Raw genomic sequence first — 15786 nt, 5'->3', positions numbered from 1 at the left:
CAGCGCCGCCGTCAGCGTCGTCTTGCCATGGTCCACGTGTCCGATCGTTCCCACGTTTACGTGGGGCTTCTTGCGCTCGAATGCTGCTTTTGCCACTTCTCATTACCTCGTCAAATAACGTCTGTTGAATGGGGCCAGCCTTAACGGGTCTGGGATTTGGAAATAATTTCCTGGGCGATGTTGTTCGGCGCCTCGGAATACTTGGCAAACTCCATCGTGTAGGTGGCACGACCCTGGGTCGCACTGCGCAGATCTGTCGCATAGCCAAACATCTCGGCCAGCGGCACTTCGGCGTTGATCACCTTGCCCGCAGGCGTTTCATCCATGCCCGCAATCAGGCCGCGACGACGATTCAGGTCCCCGACCACATCACCCATGTTTTCTTCCGGAGTGACCACCTCAACCTTCATGATGGGCTCAAGCAGTACCGCCCCGCCTTCACTCGACAGCTTCTTGGTTGCCATTGAGGCAGCAATCTTGAACGCCATTTCGTTGGAGTCCACGTCGTGGAAGGAACCATCGTACAGCGAGGCCTTCAGACCCAGCAGCGGATAGCCCGCCAGAACGCCGTTCTGCATCTGCTCCTCGATGCCCTTCTGTACCGCAGGTATATACTCCCGCGGCACAACGCCACCGACGATCTCGTTGACAAACTCCAGACCTTCGGCATTGGAATCTTCGCCTGGCTCGAAGCGGACCCAGACGTGGCCATACTGGCCACGACCACCGGACTGGCGAACAAACTTGCCTTCGATCTCGGAGGTGTTGCGGATGGCCTCACGATAGGCCACCTGCGGCTGGCCGATATTGGCCTCAACGCTGAACTCCCGACGCATCCGGTCGACGATGATGTCGAGGTGCAGCTCACCCATCCCTGAGATGATGGTCTGCCCGGTCTCTTCATCGGTCTTGACGCGGAACGACGGGTCTTCCTGAGCCAGCTTGCCCAGTGCAATACCCATCTTTTCCTGATCCGCCTTGGACTTGGGCTCCACGGCCACGGATATTACCGGCTCCGGGAATTCCATGCGCTCGAGCACAATCGGATGCGCCTGGTCGCACAGTGTGTCACCGGTCGTGACATCCTTGAGGCCCACCGCAGCAGCAATATCGCCCGCCAGCACTTCCTTGATCTCCTCGCGGCTGTTGGCGTGCATCTGCACCATTCGACCAACACGCTCTTTCTTCTGCTTCACCGAGTTGTAGACGGCGGTACCACTTTCCAGTCGACCGGAATATACCCGGAAGAACGTCAGCGTGCCGACAAAGGGGTCTGTGGCAATTTTGAACGCCAGCGCCGAGAACGGCTCTGAGTCGTCCGCCAGCCTCCGCTCGACGGTATCGTCCTTGTCGAGCAGCGTACCTTCTATCGCCTTCACTTCCGTCGGCGAGGGCAGGTACTCAATGACCGCGTCAAGCATTGCCTGAACGCCCTTGTTCTTGAAAGCTGACCCGCCCAGAACCGGGACGATTTCATTTGCCAGCGTGCGCTTGCGGATGCCGCGCTTGATCTCCTCGACGGTGAGCTCGCCACCCTCGAGATACTTGTTCATCAGTTCGTCGTCGGCTTCCGCCGCGGACTCGATCATGAACTCGCGCATCTCGGCAACTTCGTCCGCCATATCGGCCGGGATGTCACCGGTCTCGTAGGTCATGCCGAAATCGTCTTCGTTCCAGTAGATGGCCTGATTGGTCACCAGGTCGATCACACCCTTGAACTCATCCTCGGCGCCGATTGTCATCTGCAGCGGCACCGCAGTTGCGCCCAGCCGGGTCTTCAACTGGCCCACAACCCACCGGAAGTCTGCACCGGCGCGGTCCATTTTGTTGACAAACACCATGCGGGGCACTTCGTATTTGTTGGCCTGCCGCCATACGGTCTCTGTCTGCGGCTGGACGCCGGAGGAGCCGCAAAGGACAACTACTGCGCCGTCAAGCACCCGCAGCGAGCGCTCGACTTCAATGGTGAAGTCCACGTGTCCGGGCGTATCGATAATGTTGATGCGGTGCTGGTCGAACTGCTGGTTCATGCCCTGCCAGAAACAGGTGACGGCAGCCGACGTGATCGTGATGCCACGCTCCTGCTCCTGCTCCATCCAGTCCGTGGTAGCGGCACCATCATGAACTTCACCGATCTTGTGAGACAGACCGGTGTAAAAAAGGACGCGCTCCGTCGTCGTTGTCTTGCCTGCGTCCACGTGGGCACAGATACCGATATTGCGGTACCTGGCTATCGGCGTTTTACGAGCCACAATAAAATCCCCATTAACTGGTTGAAGGCCGCTTGCTTAGAAACGGTAGTGAGAGAATGCCTTGTTCGCTTCGGCCATACGGTGCACGTCTTCACGCTTGCGCACCGCATTGCCCTTGCCCTGCGCCGCATCCACGATTTCACCGGCGAGGCGCTGGCGCATGGACTTCTCGCCGCGGTTACGGGCGTGCTCTACCAGCCAGCGCATTGACAAGGCGGTACGTCGTGCGGGCCGGACTTCCACGGGCACCTGATAAGTAGCACCACCGACGCGTCGCGACTTCACTTCGACCATCGGCGCGATGTTTTCGAGCGCCTCATCGAAGGCCTCGATCGGATCCTTGCCCAGGCGCTCGCGGACAAGATCAAGGGCGCCGTAGACGATGCCCTCGGCGACAGATTTCTTGCCGCTGACCATCACGTGATTCATGAACTTTGCCAGCGTGACGTTACCGAACTTGGGGTCGGGAAGCACTTCGCGCTTGGCGACAACTCTTCTTCTTGGCATGGGTTTGCCCTTTTCTCTTCAGGTTACCCGGACACCAACCTGCCACTTTCGCGGGTGAGGCAGGGGTCCGGCCTTACTGGGTTGAATACAGGCAGCGGGATCGCTGCCAGCCGATTATCTTACTTGGGCCGCTTGGCACCATACTTCGACCGGCCGTTACGACGGTCGGACACACCGGAGGTATCAAGACTGCCGCGCACCGTATGATAGCGGACACCGGGCAGGTCCTTGACACGGCCACCGCGAATCAGAACAACGCTGTGTTCCTGCAGGTTATGCCCTTCTCCACCAATGTAAGACGACACTTCATAGCCATTGGTCAGCCTGACGCGACAGACCTTGCGCAGCGCCGAGTTCGGCTTCTTTGGCGTCGTCGTGTAAACGCGCGTGCAGACGCCGCGCCGCTGGGGGCAGCTCTGAAGCGCAGGTACGTCACTTTTTTCGACCTTGCGCTTCCGCGGCTTGCGCACCAGCTGGTTGATCGTTGCCATTCCGTCAAAACTCCAATATGTGATTATCGATGGCTGCCGCAGTGGGCATGCATCGTTCCGGAGGCTGCCCCGCGTGAAAACTCACCACGCACTCACAGCAGCCCCATAAAAGAGGAGGCGGCATTCTATAGATGCCCTATAGCCGAGTCAACAGACGTGAACCATCTGTCTCCGCACCAGGGTAGCGGAGACAGATGGCGAACGGCCTACTCGCCTCCCTGCAGCGCCTCGCTGAGCGCCGCCTCGATATCCTGTGCGGACACCGAGAATTCCGAGGTTTCCTCGCGCTTTTTGCGTCGCTCCTCGTGGTAGGTCAAGCCGGTGCCGGCAGGTATTAGCCGGCCGACAACCACATTCTCCTTCAGTCCGCGCAGGTAATCGCGCTTGCCGGTCACGGCCGCCTCGGTGAGGACGCGGGTCGTTTCCTGGAAGGATGCCGCAGAAATGAAGCTTTCCGTTGCCAGCGATGCCTTGGTAATACCCAGCAGCTCGCGCTCCCCTGCCGCCGGTACTTTACCGTCAGCCAGCAGTCGCTCGTTCTCTTCCAGCAGGGTGACAAACTCGACCTGCTCACCCTTGATCAGGCTGGAGTCGCCGGAGGAGGTGATAATTACCTTACGCAGCATCTGGCGAACGATCACCTCGATGTGCTTGTCGTTGATCTTCACGCCCTGAAGCCGGTAAACCTCCTGAATCTCGTTGACGATATACTTCGCAAGGTCTTCGATACCCTTGAGACGAAGAATGTCGTGGGGACTCAGAGGGCCCTCCGAAATCATCTCGCCTTTCTCTACCGACTCACCCTCGAACACAGAAAGGTTGCGCCACTTGGGAATCAGCGACTCGTAGTGGTCCGACCCGTCTGCGAGCGGCTTGCCGTCGTGCGGGGTAATAACCAGGCGACGCTTGCCCTTGGTTTCCTTGCCGTAGCTGACCGTACCCGTAATTTCCGCGAGTATGGCCGGCTCTTTCGGCTTGCGCGCCTCGAACAGGTCGGCGACGCGGGGCAGACCCCCGGTGATATCCCGGGTCTTGGAGCCTTCCTGAGGAATACGGGCGATCACCTCGCCGACCTCGACGCGAACACCGTTCTCGGCACCGACCAGGGCACCCGGTGGCAGGAAGTAGTGCGCCGGCACGTTGGTTTCAGCCAGGCAGAGTTCGTCGCCATTATCGTCGATCAGGGTGATGGCCGGCCGAATATCCTTGCCCGCCGTCGGCCGCTCCGAGGCATCCATGACCGTGACATTCGACAGGCCGGTCAGTTCGTCGGTCTGGCGCTTGATGGTGATGCCTTCGTCCATGCCGGAGAACTTCACCGTACCCGCCACCTCGGTGATGATCGGGTGGGTGTGCGGATCCCAGGTGGCAACGATATCGCCAGCGGCAACCGCGGCGTCATCGCCCACCTTGATAATGGCGCCGTAGGGCAGCTTGTAACGTTCGCGCTCGCGCCCCATCCTGTCGAGAATGGACAGCTCGCCCGAGCGGGAAACCGCAATCAGGTCACCGTCGGGGCGGGTCACGGTCTTCACGTTGTGCAGCCGTACCGTGCCGTCGGCAAGAACCTGTATGTTGTCCTGCGCGGTGGCCCGTGACGCCGCACCACCGATGTGGAACGTCCGCATGGTCAGCTGCGTGCCCGGCTCGCCGATGGACTGGGCGGCCACGACACCGATGGCTTCACCCATATTGACGCGGTGACCTCGCGCCAGATCGCGACCGTAACAGGCCGAGCAGATACCGTGACGCGTCTCACAGGTAATCGGTGAGCGCACCTCAACCTCGTCGATGCCCATTTCCTCAATACGCTTGATCCACAGCTCGTCGAGCATGGTGCCGGCGGTCACTGCGATCTCGTCCTGGGTACCGGGCTTGATCACGTCCTTGGCCACCATGCGGCCGAGCACACGATCACCGAGAGTCTCGATAATGTCGCCGCCGTCGATGACCGGGGTCATGAGCAGTCCACTGTCGGTGCCACAATCCACCTCGGTCACCACGAGATCCTGGGCCACATCTACCAGGCGCCGCGTCAGGTAACCGGAGTTCGCGGTCTTCAGAGCCGTATCTGCCAGACCCTTCCGTGCGCCGTGGGTGGAAATGAAGTACTGCAGTACGTTCAGACCCTCACGGAAGTTTGCCGTGATCGGGGTCTCGATGATCGAGCCATCCGGCTTCGCCATCAGGCCGCGCATACCGGCGAGCTGGCGGATCTGGGCGGGCGAGCCCCGCGCTCCGGAGTCTGCGTAAATGTAGACGGAGTTGAACGAGTCCTGCTCCTCCTCCTCACCATCGCGGTTGATGACGGTCTCTTTCGACAGCTGCTCCATCATCGACTTGGACACCAGATCGTTGGCGCGCGACCAGATGTCGATGACCTTGTTGTACTTCTCGCCCTGGGTGACCAGACCGGCAGCAAACTGGTCCTCGATTTCCTTGACCTCGGCCTCGGCACTGTCGATCAGGCGCGCCTTCTCTTCCGGAATCTCGAAGTCGTTGACGCCGATCGAGGCGCCGGACCGGGTGGAATACTCGTAGCCGGTATACATGAGCTGGTCGGCAAAGATGACCGTGGCCTTCAGACCGACCACGCGATAGCACTGGTTGATGATCTGCGAGATGGCCTTCTTGGCCATGGGCCGGTTGACCATGTCAAATCCGATCCCCTTGGGCACAATCTCCCACAGCAGGGCACGCCCCACCGTCGTATCGACAATCATCGTGCGCGTCTCGCTGTCGCCATCTTCGGCGATCACGGTCTCGGTAACCCGCACCTTGACCCGCGCCTGAAGATGGGCCTGTCCCGAGCCGTAGGCACGATGCACTTCGGACACGCCAGAGAATACCCGCCCTTCACCCTGGGCGTTGATGCGCTCGCGGGTCATGTAATACAGGCCCAGAACCACGTCCTGGGATGGCACGATGATTGGCTCACCGTTCGCAGGCGACAGGATGTTGTTGGTAGACATCATCAGCGCTCGGGCTTCAAGCTGCGCCTCAATGGTCAGGGGTACGTGAACCGCCATCTGGTCGCCGTCAAAGTCGGCGTTGTAGGCGGCACACACCAGCGGATGCAGCTGAATGGCCTTGCCCTCAATCAGCACGGGCTCGAACGCCTGGATGCCGAGACGGTGCAGGGTTGGCGCACGGTTCAGAAGCACGGGGTGCTCGCGAATGACCTCAGCGAGAATGTCCCAGACTTCCGGCGGCTCGCGCTCGACCATTTTCTTGGCGGCCTTGATCGTGGTCGCCAGCCCCCGGGCCTCAAGCTTGCCGAAGATAAAAGGCTTGAAGAGCTCAAGCGCCATTTTCTTTGGCAGGCCACACTGGTGCAGTCGCAGGGTCGGACCCACCACGATGACCGAGCGGCCCGAGTAATCCACGCGCTTGCCCAGCAGGTTCTGGCGGAAACGACCCTGCTTGCCCTTGATCATGTCGGCCAGCGACTTCAGCGGCCGCTTGTTGGAACCGGTGATGGCGCGACCGCGACGGCCGTTATCCAGCAGTGCGTCTACAGACTCCTGCAGCATGCGCTTTTCGTTGCGCACAATGATATCCGGCGCGTTCAGGTCGAGCAGACGCTTGAGGCGGTTGTTGCGGTTGATGACCCGGCGGTACAGATCGTTCAGGTCAGAGGTGGCAAACCGCCCGCCGTCCAGCGGTACCAGGGGGCGCAGATCCGGCGGCAGCACCGGCAGTGCATTGAGCACCATCCACTGCGGCTTGTTGCCGGAGCCGGCAAAGGCCTCCATGAGCTTCAGGCGCTTGGAGAGCTTCTTGATCTTGGTCTCGGAGTTGGTCTGCGGAATTTCCTCGCGCAGCCGCGCAATCTCGGCGTTGAGGTCGAGCTGGACCATCAGGTCCTGAACAGCCTCGGCACCCATCTTCGCGGAGAACTCGTCACCGAATTCCTCCATGGCCTCGTAGTACTGCTCGTCGGTCAGTAGCTGGCCGTGCTCCAGCGTGGTCATGCCGGGATCGGTAACAATGTACGACTCGAAGTACAGCACCCGCTCGATGTCGCGCAGGGTCATGTCGAGCAGCAGGCCGATGCGCGAGGGCAGCGACTTCAGAAACCAGATGTGCGCCACGGGGCTGGCCAGTTCAATATGGCCCATGCGCTCGCGACGCACTTTCGCCAGCGCGACTTCCACGCCGCACTTCTCGCAGATAACGCCGCGGTGCTTGAGGCGCTTGTACTTGCCGCACAGGCACTCGTAATCCTTTACCGGGCCAAAGATCTTGGCGCAGAAAAGACCGTCACGCTCCGGCTTGAAGGTACGGTAATTGATGGTCTCCGGCTTTTTCACTTCGCCGAAAGACCAGGAGCGGATCATCTCCGGAGACGCAAGGCCGATGCGGATGGCATCAAACTCGTCCGTCTGTCCCTGGTACTTGAGCAAATTCAGTAAGTCTTTCAAGGCCTTTCCTCCACGATATTCGTGTTGCGGGCAGCGCGCCGTGTCGTCAGCGGCTGCCCCTGTGTGCTGGTGCTGTCCGCTATTCGCTCTCGAGCTCGATATCGATACCCAGGGAGCGGATTTCTTTCACCAGCACATTGAAGGACTCCGGCATGCCCGGCTCCATGCGATGGTCGCCATCGACGATGTTCTTGTACATCTTGGTACGCCCCGCCACATCGTCCGACTTCACCGTCAGCATTTCCTGCAGCGTATACGCGGCACCGTACGCCTCGAGTGCCCAGACCTCCATCTCGCCGAAGCGCTGGCCCCCAAACTGCGCCTTGCCGCCCAGCGGCTGCTGGGTTACGAGGCTGTAGGACCCGGTCGACCGCGCGTGCATCTTGTCGTCCACCAGGTGGTTCAGCTTGAGCATGTACATATAGCCAACGGTTACCGGCCGATCAAAGGCCTCGCCGCTGCGGCCGTCATACAGCGTGAACTGTCCGCTCTCCGGCATTCCCGCCATCTTCAGCAGCGCCTTGATCGCACCTTCCTGGGCACCGTCGAATACCGGCGTCGCCATGGGCACGCCGCCGCTCAGGTTGCGCGCCAGCTGTATGACCTCATCATCATTCAGACTGGCGAGATCCTCCGGACGCCCGGCACCGTTGTTGTAGATGCCGTCGAGGAACTTGCGCACCTCAGCCACCTTGCGCTGCTCACGGAGCATCTCGTTGATCTTGTCACCGAGACCCTTGGCCGCCATGCCGAGGTGGGTTTCGAGCACCTGACCGACGTTCATGCGTGAGGGCACGCCCAGGGGGTTAAGCACGATATCCACCGGCTCACCGTTGGCATCGAAGGGCATATCCTCCACCGGCATGATCACGGAGATCACGCCCTTGTTGCCGTGGCGACCGGCCATCTTGTCACCCGGCTGAATGCGCCGCTTGACCGCGAGATATACCTTGACGATCTTGAGCACGCCGGGCGCGAGATCATCGCCGCTTTGCAGCTTGCCCTTCTTGTTCTCGAAGCGCTCTTCCAGCAGCTTGTTCTGCTCGTCGAGCTGACGCTGCGCCGACGCCAGCGCCTCGTTAAGATCCGCATCGGAAAGCTTTATCTTGAGGATCTGATCACGGTCGAGCTCAGCCAGCACCTTGTCATTGAGCGTGGTGCCTTTCGCGAGACCGCCGCCGCTGACGGTCTTCTGCCCGTTCAGCATATTGAACAGACGCGAAAACGTCGCTTCCTCGAAGATGCGGTACTCTTCCTTCAGGTCCTTGCGGAATTCGTCCAGCTGCTGCTTTTCGATCTGCTGGGCCCGGGCGTCCTTCTCAAGCCCGTCGCGGGTGAAGACCTGAACATCGATCACCGTTCCCTTGGTGCTGGACGGCACCCGCAGGGAGGTATCCTTGACGTCCGATGCCTTCTCACCAAAGATGGCACGCAGCAGTTTTTCCTCGGGGGTCAACTGGGTCTCACCCTTCGGCGTTACCTTGCCCACGAGAATATCGCCGGCGTCCACTTCCGCACCGATATAGACAATGCCCGACTCGTCCAGCTTTGACAGTGCGCTCTCGCCGACATTCGGAATATCCGAGGAAACCTCCTCCGGCCCCAGCTTGGTATCCCGGGCGATACAGGTAAGTTCCTGAATATGAATCGTGGTAAATCGGTCTTCTTTTACCACACGCTCGGAAACGAGGATCGAGTCCTCGAAGTTGTAGCCGTTCCAGGGCATGAAGGCGATGCGCATGTTCTGCCCCAGCGCCAGCTCACCCATGTCGATGGACGGGCCATCCGCAAGGATATCGCCGCGGTTCACCCGGTCACCGCGAGTCACGATCGGTCGCTGATTGATGCAGGTGTTCTGGTTTGACCGCGTGTACTTGGTCAGGTTGTAGATGTCTACAGGCGCTTCATCGGGGCCCACATCCTGATCGTCAACGCGCACCACAATACGGCTGGCGTCCACGGAATCCACAACGCCGTTGCGGTTGGCCAGAACACAGACGCCGGAGTCGCCGGCAACAAAGCGCTCCATGCCGGTGCCTACCAGCGGCTTGTCGGCGCGCAGCGTGGGAACGGCCTGGCGCTGCATGTTGGAACCCATGAGGGCGCGGTTGGCGTCATCGTGCTCCAGGAACGGAATCAGGGCTGCCGCCACCGATACTACCTGCTGGGGTGACACGTCCATGTAATCGACGCGCTCCGGCGGCATCACCGTAAATTCGTTCAGGTGACGCACCGTAATGAGATCGTCGACGAAGCGGTTGCTCTTGTCGAGACTCGCAGACGCCTGCGCAATCACGTGCTCCGCCTCGTTGATAGCAGACAGGTACTCGATATCGTCGGTCACCTGCCCGTCGACCACGCGACGGTAGGGACTTTCCAGGAAGCCATAGTCGTTGGTACGCGCATATACCGCCAGCGAGTTGATCAGGCCGATGTTCGGGCCCTCCGGCGTTTCGATCGGGCAGACCCGACCGTAGTGCGTGGGATGCACGTCGCGCACCTCAAAACCGGCGCGCTCGCGGGTCAGACCACCCGGCCCGAGCGCCGAGACGCGGCGCTTGTGCGTCACTTCCGATAGCGGATTGTTCTGATCCATGAACTGGGACAGCTGGCTGGAGCCAAAGAACTCCTTCACCGCTGCAGACACCGGCTTGGCGTTGATCAGGTCCTGCGGCATCAGGCCTTCGCTCTCGGCCATTGACAGGCGTTCCTTGACCGCACGCTCCACACGCACCAGGCCGACGCGGAACTGGTTCTCCGCCATTTCGCCCACGCTGCGGATACGTCGGTTACCGAGGTGATCGATATCGTCGACCATGCCCTTGCCGTTGCGGATGCCCACAAGTGTGCGCAGAACATCCACAATATCCTCGCGGGACAGAATGCTGCTGCCTTCAATTTCCTCACGGCCCAGGCGGCGGTTGAACTTCATGCGACCGACGTTGGACAGATCATAGCGATCCGTCGAGAAGAAAAGATTCTGGAACAGGTTCTCTGCGGACTCCTTGGTCGGCGGCTCGCCCGGGCGCATCATGCGGTAGATCTCGACCAGCGCCTCGAGCTCGCTGCGGGTGGGATCGGCGCGCAGGGTGTCGGAAATATACGGACCACAGTCCAGCTCATTGGTATACAGCGTTTCGATCGTGGTGACGTTGGCGGCCGTCAGCTTCTCCATCACCTCGGCGGTGATTTCGGTATTGCACTCCACCAGCACCTCGCCAGTGGACTCATCGACAACGTTCGTCGCCAGCGCACGGCCATGCAGGTACTCAGCCGGAATCTCGAGACTTTTCATCTCCGCCTTTTCCAGCTCGCGGATGTGCCGTGCCGTGATGCGGCGGCCCTGCTCGACGATGACCTTGCGACCCACCTTGATGTCGAAGGCGGCAATGTCGCCGCGCAGACGCTCGGGAATCAGCGTCATGCTGTAGCCACCGTCCTTGTCGACGGTGAAGGTATTGAAGTCATAGAACATGCCGAGGATTTCCTCGGAGTCATAGCCTAGCGCCCGCAGAAGTATGGTGGCGGGCAGCTTGCGGCGGCGGTCGATCCGCGCAAAGACCATATCCTTCGGGTCAAACTCGAAGTCCAGCCAGGAGCCGCGGTAGGGAATGACCCTAGCCGAGTACAGCAGCTTGCCGGAAGAATGCGTCTTGCCCTTGTCATGGTCGAAGAAAACACCGGGCGAGCGATGCAGCTGGGACACAATCACCCGTTCGGTGCCGTTGATCACGAAGGTACCGTTTTCTGTCATGAGGGGAATTTCCCCCATGTACACTTCCTGCTCCTTGATGTCCTTGATGGTCTTGTTGGCGCTTTCCTTGTCGTAAATGATCAAGCGCACCTTGACCCGCAGGGAGCAGGAGTAGGTCACACCCCGCAGCTGGCACTCGTTGACATCGAATACCGGCGTTCCAAGACGATAATCCACGTATTCCAGTGCCGCGTTGCCGCTGTAGCTGGCAATCGGGAAGACGGATTTGAAGGCCGCGTGCAGACCGAGTTCCGCGCGGTCCTCCAGTGGGACTTCGTGCTGGGTAAATTTGCGATAGGAATCCAGCTGTGTCGCAAGCAGGTAAGGAACATCCATGACCTTCGGCAACGAGCCGAATGTCTTGCGGATGCGTTTTTTCTCAGTGTACGAGTATGACATCTGTACTCCCCAGCGTATTTAGCCTTGAATCGTCGCCCGACGATTCACCAGCCCTTTGCGGGCCGCCACAGGGTGGCCGTCACCACCCGAATCAGTCCTGCCTAAGCAGGAAAAGGCCGGTGGGCAAAAGCCCACCAGCCTCAGCGTATCCGGACTGACCGGACAGACATCAAGCTTACTTGAGCTCCGCAGAACCGCCGGCTTCTTCCAGCTGCTTCTTGATGTCTTCGGCTTCGTCCTTGGACGCGCCTTCCTTGACCGGTGACGGCGCGCCGTCGACCAGGCCCTTGGCTTCCTTGAGACCGAGACCCGTAATGGCGCGAACCACCTTGATCACGTTGACTTTCTTCTCGCCAGCGCTGGTGAGAATCACGTCAAATTCAGTCTGCTCCTCAACCGCTGCAGCGGTATCGCCGCCGCCAGCTGCAGGTGCAGCCGCTACGGCAGCCGCCGCAGTGACACCGAACTTCTCTTCCATGGCTTCGATGAGCTCAACCACTTCCATGACGCTCATTTCAGCAATTGCATTCAAGATATCGTCTTTCGACATGCCCATGACTTACTACTCCTGATTGACTATGAAATCTTCGAACCGCGTTTAGGCGGCCTCTTTCTGATCGCGTACTGCTGCCAGTGTGCGAACCAGCTTTCCAGGCACTTCGTTCATTGTCTGAACCAGCTTGGTTGCCGGCGCCTTCATAACACTCATCAACATCGAGAGCGCCTGATCGCGCGTCGGCAGCTTGGCCAGCACATCCAATTGTTCAGCACCCAGCATCTGGCCGCTCACCGCCAATACCTTCACCTCGAAGTTTTTATTCTCCTTGGCAAATTCCTTGAACAGACGTGCTGCAGCACCCGGATCCTCCATGGAAAATCCGAACAGGGACGGACCCACGAGCGCTTCCTTGACGCACTCGTACTCCGTTCCTTCAAAAGCGCGCCTGGCCAGTGTGTTCCGCACAACGCGGAGGGTCACTGAGCTCTTGCGGGCTTCCTGGCGCAACGCCGTCATTCCGTCAACAGACACGCCACGCGCATCTGCGACTACAAGGGAAAGGGCATTGGTGGCAGTCTCGTTAACTTCAGCTACGATCGCCTTCTTGTCTTCGAGTCCGATTGCCACTGGTATAACTCCTGGATTACTATGTCAGGCCTGCACAAACCTATGTGCAGTCCGCGTGTCTGGTGAACGTATCCACCATCTGCGTAGGCGGGCCTGCTTTCTCCCTTTAGGTCGAGCTCGGCACAACGTCCGGCACAACACCTACGGTCTTTGATGGTCTTCGTTCGTAGCTGGGCAAACGCATGGTCACCGCTAGTGTTCAAAGACCTCAAAGTCAGCGATTCAAATGGGCTATACCCACTTCATTCGCCAATGGACTCTCCCTCCCTGGAAAATCCACATCAGCCCTGAGCGCCCCCGATGGAGCGCCCAGAGGTAATTACGCTTCTGCTATCGACGCCTGGTCAATCGTCACGCCGGGACCCATCGTGGTCGACAGCGTGATCTTGCGCAGGTAGACGCCCTTTGCCGCCGATGGCTTGGCCTTCCTGAGGTCGGCCAGAACCGCCTCGAGATTGCCTCGGATAGCATCCGGCTCGAAGCTGATCTTCCCGATACCTCCATGGATAATGCCGTTCTTGTCGGTCCGATACCGCATCTGGCCCGACTTGGCGTTCTTGACGGCGGTTTCCACATCGGGCGTAACCGTACCCGTCTTCGGGTTGGGCATAAGGCCCCGCGGACCGAGAATCTGGCCGAGTTGCCCGACAACGCGCATGGCATCTGGCGACGCAATCACGACGTCGAAATCCATCATGCCGCCCTTGATCTGCTCGGCAAGATCGTCCATGCCGACCAGGTCCGCCCCGGCTGCCAGCGCCTTCTCGGCAGCATCACCCTGGGTAAATACGGCAACGCGAACATCACTGCCCGTACCGTGGGGCAGCGTTGTCGCACCACGCACCGCCTGGTCCGATTTGCGCGCATCGATGCCCAGCTTCACCGCCACTTCAACCGTCTCATTGAACTTTGCCGTCGACAGCTCTTTCAGCAATGCAACAGCGTCAGCCAGCGGGTAGGCTCTGGTCGGATCGACCTTCTCCTTGAATGCGCGAACACGCTTTGACAACCTGGCCATCAGTTCACCCCCTCTACATCGATACCCGCAGAGCGAGCGCTGCCGGCGATGGTGCGCACCGCCGCGTCCATATCCGCTGCCGTCAAATCCGGCCACTTTTGCGTCGCTACTTCTTCCAGCTGAGCTCGTGTCACCTTGCCAACCTTGCTGGTGTTTGGCTCGCCAGAACCCTTGCTGATGCCCGCCTGCTTGCGCAGAAGTACCGCAGCAGGCGGCGTCTTGCGGATAAAGGTGAATGAGCGGTCGCTGTATACGGTGATGACCACCGGTATCGGCAGGCCCTGCTCAACATCCTGCGTCTCGGCGTTAAAGGCCTTGCAGAACTCCATGATATTCACGCCGTGCTGACCCAGCGCCGGACCCACCGGGGGACTCGGGTTGGCCTTGCCTGCGGCGACCTGAAGCTTGATGTACGCTTCGACTTTCTTTGCCATGTTACGTTCTCCTGGGTTCAGACGCCGACAGCTCTGCACCTTGAAAGGTCTGCTGCGGCTCCCCAACGGGGTGGCACGCCACCCATTTCACACTGCGCACCCGGAGAACCGGGCGCGCCCCTGATCAGGCCTTTTCCACCTGACCGAATTCCAGCTCGACCGGAGTCGACCGGCCAAATATCAGCACGGCCACGTTAAGCCGGCTCTTCTCGTAGTTCACTTCCTCGACCACGCCGTTGAAGTCGTTGAAGGGGCCATCGACGACACGCACCATTTCACCGGGCTCGAACATGGTCTTGGGTCGCGGCGCCTCAACACCCTCTTCGACGCGCTGCAGGATGCTGGCCGCTTCCTTGTCTGTAATCGGTGCCGGAGCATCGGCCTTGTTGCCACCGATGAAGCCCAGCACCCGAGGCGTCTGCTTCACCAGGTGCCAGGTGTCGTCATCAAGCTCCATCTGCACGAGCACGTAACCAGGGAAGAACTTGCGCTCACTGCGCCGCTTCTGCCCCGCACGCATTTCGATGACCTCTTCAGTCGGCACCAGCACATCACCGAAGCGATCCTGCATGTTGTGTAGCTCGATGCGCTCCTTCAGGGCTGCAGCGACCTTCTTCTCGTACCCGGAAAAAGCCTGTACGACGTACCAGCGCATTGCCATCGGTTAACCCTTATGCCCCATGCTACCCAATTACCAGCGACACCAACCAACCCAGGAAGGAGTCAAGCCCCCAAAGGATCAGGGCCACCACCAAAACAAATGCGACAACGATAAGTGTGGTTTGAACGGTTTCCTGACGGGTGGGCCAGACAACCTTGCGAATCTCGGTGCGCGACCCCTTGACCAGAGACCAGAACGCATGACCCTTCGCGGTCTGGAGAGCGACGAAACCCGCTACTGCGGCAAGCGCGACAATAGCCAGCACGCGGTACAGCAGAGACTCGTTCGAGAAATAGCTGTTCCCGATTACCGCCGCGGCTAACAGCGCCACGACAACAAGCCACTTCAGGCTATCCAGACGACTGGCTGGCGCTTCCACACTCATCAACACTTCCTTTAACACGACCACCCCTTCAGGGGGTGGCATTTCCTGCCATGATTGGCAGGCCAGGAGGGACTCGAACCCCCAACCTGCGGTTTTGGAGACCGCTGCTCTGCCAGTTGAGCTACTGGCCTGTAACTCTGTTACAGACAACGAAGCCGAACGCCCTTCACGGGCCGTTCGGCTCGTTACTTTGCAGCAACCTGGGTTGCTGCTTTCCTGCTTTACTCGAGGATCTTCGCTACAACGCCGGCGCCGACCGTGCGGCCACCTTCGCGTACCGCAAAGCGCAGACCGTCTTCCATCGCAATCGGCGCAATCAGTGTCACTGTCATCTG

The 15786-nt window shown here is 59.8% G+C and carries 13 protein-coding genes and 1 tRNA gene; all 14 read right to left on the bottom strand.

The genetic code is table 11. From position 1 onward, the window contains the following. On the bottom strand, positions 1-96 hold a 96-nt coding region (locus EV688_RS16975), incomplete at its 3' end, for a GTP-binding protein (protein WP_131917715.1). Between the two features lie 44 nt (positions 97-140). Then, positions 141-2252 (bottom strand): elongation factor G, encoded by a 2112-nt coding sequence (fusA, locus tag EV688_RS16970; protein WP_117319672.1) that lies wholly within the window; start codon positions 2250-2252, stop codon positions 141-143. 36 nt (positions 2253-2288) lie between these two features. Continuing rightward, entirely contained in the window at positions 2289-2759 is a 471-nt protein-coding gene (gene rpsG, locus EV688_RS16965) for a 30S ribosomal protein S7 (RefSeq protein ID WP_117319673.1), read from the bottom strand. A 119-nt stretch (positions 2760-2878) separates the two neighbouring features. After that, positions 2879-3250, bottom strand: coding sequence for a 30S ribosomal protein S12 (gene rpsL, locus EV688_RS16960; protein ID WP_117319674.1), 372 nt, complete (start codon positions 3248-3250; stop codon positions 2879-2881). 206 nt (positions 3251-3456) lie between these two features. Further along, positions 3457-7674, bottom strand: coding sequence for a DNA-directed RNA polymerase subunit beta' (gene rpoC, locus EV688_RS16955; RefSeq protein WP_117319675.1), 4218 nt, complete (start codon positions 7672-7674; stop codon positions 3457-3459). Positions 7675-7753: 79 nt separating this feature from the next. After that, positions 7754-11827, bottom strand: coding sequence for a DNA-directed RNA polymerase subunit beta (gene rpoB, locus EV688_RS16950; protein WP_117319676.1), 4074 nt, complete (start codon positions 11825-11827; stop codon positions 7754-7756). 175 nt (positions 11828-12002) lie between these two features. Continuing rightward, positions 12003-12383, bottom strand: coding sequence for a 50S ribosomal protein L7/L12 (gene rplL / locus EV688_RS16945; protein ID WP_117319677.1), 381 nt, complete (start codon positions 12381-12383; stop codon positions 12003-12005). A 42-nt stretch (positions 12384-12425) separates the two neighbouring features. Continuing rightward, positions 12426-12953: a 50S ribosomal protein L10 gene (gene rplJ, locus EV688_RS16940; RefSeq protein WP_117319678.1), complete on the bottom strand. Its 528-nt coding sequence runs from the start codon at positions 12951-12953 to the stop codon at positions 12426-12428. A gap of 319 nt (positions 12954-13272) precedes the next feature. After that, on the bottom strand, positions 13273-13971 hold the full coding sequence (gene rplA, locus EV688_RS16935; RefSeq protein ID WP_117319679.1) for a 50S ribosomal protein L1: 699 nt from the start codon (positions 13969-13971) through the stop codon (positions 13273-13275). Next, positions 13971-14405, bottom strand: coding sequence for a 50S ribosomal protein L11 (rplK, locus tag EV688_RS16930; RefSeq protein ID WP_117319680.1), 435 nt, complete (start codon positions 14403-14405; stop codon positions 13971-13973). The genes rplA and rplK overlap by 1 nt, the downstream gene beginning before the upstream one ends. A 124-nt stretch (positions 14406-14529) precedes the next feature. Further along, the gene (gene nusG, locus EV688_RS16925; RefSeq protein ID WP_117319681.1) at positions 14530-15066 is read right to left on the bottom strand and encodes a transcription termination/antitermination protein NusG; all 537 of its coding nucleotides are present in this window, start codon (positions 15064-15066) and stop codon (positions 14530-14532) included. Positions 15067-15088: 22 nt separating this feature from the next. Continuing rightward, positions 15089-15451, bottom strand: a complete 363-nt coding sequence (gene secE / locus EV688_RS16920) for a preprotein translocase subunit SecE (protein WP_117319682.1) — start codon at positions 15449-15451, stop codon at positions 15089-15091. Between the two features lie 55 nt (positions 15452-15506). After that, positions 15507-15582, bottom strand: a tRNA-Trp gene (locus EV688_RS16915). A gap of 90 nt (positions 15583-15672) precedes the next feature. Further along, positions 15673-15786, bottom strand: a 114-nt coding sequence (locus tag EV688_RS16910; RefSeq protein WP_207895411.1) for an EF-Tu C-terminal domain-related protein, incomplete at its 5' end; no start/stop codon positions are given.

The organism is Chromatocurvus halotolerans (assembly GCF_004340525.1).
Classification (GTDB): domain Bacteria; phylum Pseudomonadota; class Gammaproteobacteria; order Pseudomonadales; family Halieaceae; genus Chromatocurvus; species Chromatocurvus halotolerans.
The sequence above is the reverse complement of the archived record's forward strand: the minus strand, read 5'-3'. Positions and strand labels throughout refer to the sequence as shown.

Excerpts from the sequence above, each read along its gene's own strand:
- rpsG (WP_117319673.1), bottom strand. The coding sequence starts at position 2,759 with ATGCCAAGAAGAAGAGTTGTCGCCAAGCGCGAAGTGCTTCCCGACCCC.
- rpsL (WP_117319674.1), bottom strand. The coding sequence starts at position 3,250 with ATGGCAACGATCAACCAGCTGGTGCGCAAGCCGCGGAAGCGCAAGGTC.
- rpoB (WP_117319676.1), bottom strand. The coding sequence starts at position 11,827 with ATGTCATACTCGTACACTGAGAAAAAACGCATCCGCAAGACATTCGGC.
- rplL (WP_117319677.1), bottom strand. The coding sequence starts at position 12,383 with ATGGGCATGTCGAAAGACGATATCTTGAATGCAATTGCTGAAATGAGC.
- rplA (WP_117319679.1), bottom strand. The coding sequence starts at position 13,971 with ATGGCCAGGTTGTCAAAGCGTGTTCGCGCATTCAAGGAGAAGGTCGAT.
- rplK (WP_117319680.1), bottom strand. The coding sequence starts at position 14,405 with ATGGCAAAGAAAGTCGAAGCGTACATCAAGCTTCAGGTCGCCGCAGGC.
- nusG (WP_117319681.1), bottom strand. The coding sequence starts at position 15,066 with ATGGCAATGCGCTGGTACGTCGTACAGGCTTTTTCCGGGTACGAGAAG.
- secE (WP_117319682.1), bottom strand. The coding sequence starts at position 15,451 with ATGAGTGTGGAAGCGCCAGCCAGTCGTCTGGATAGCCTGAAGTGGCTT.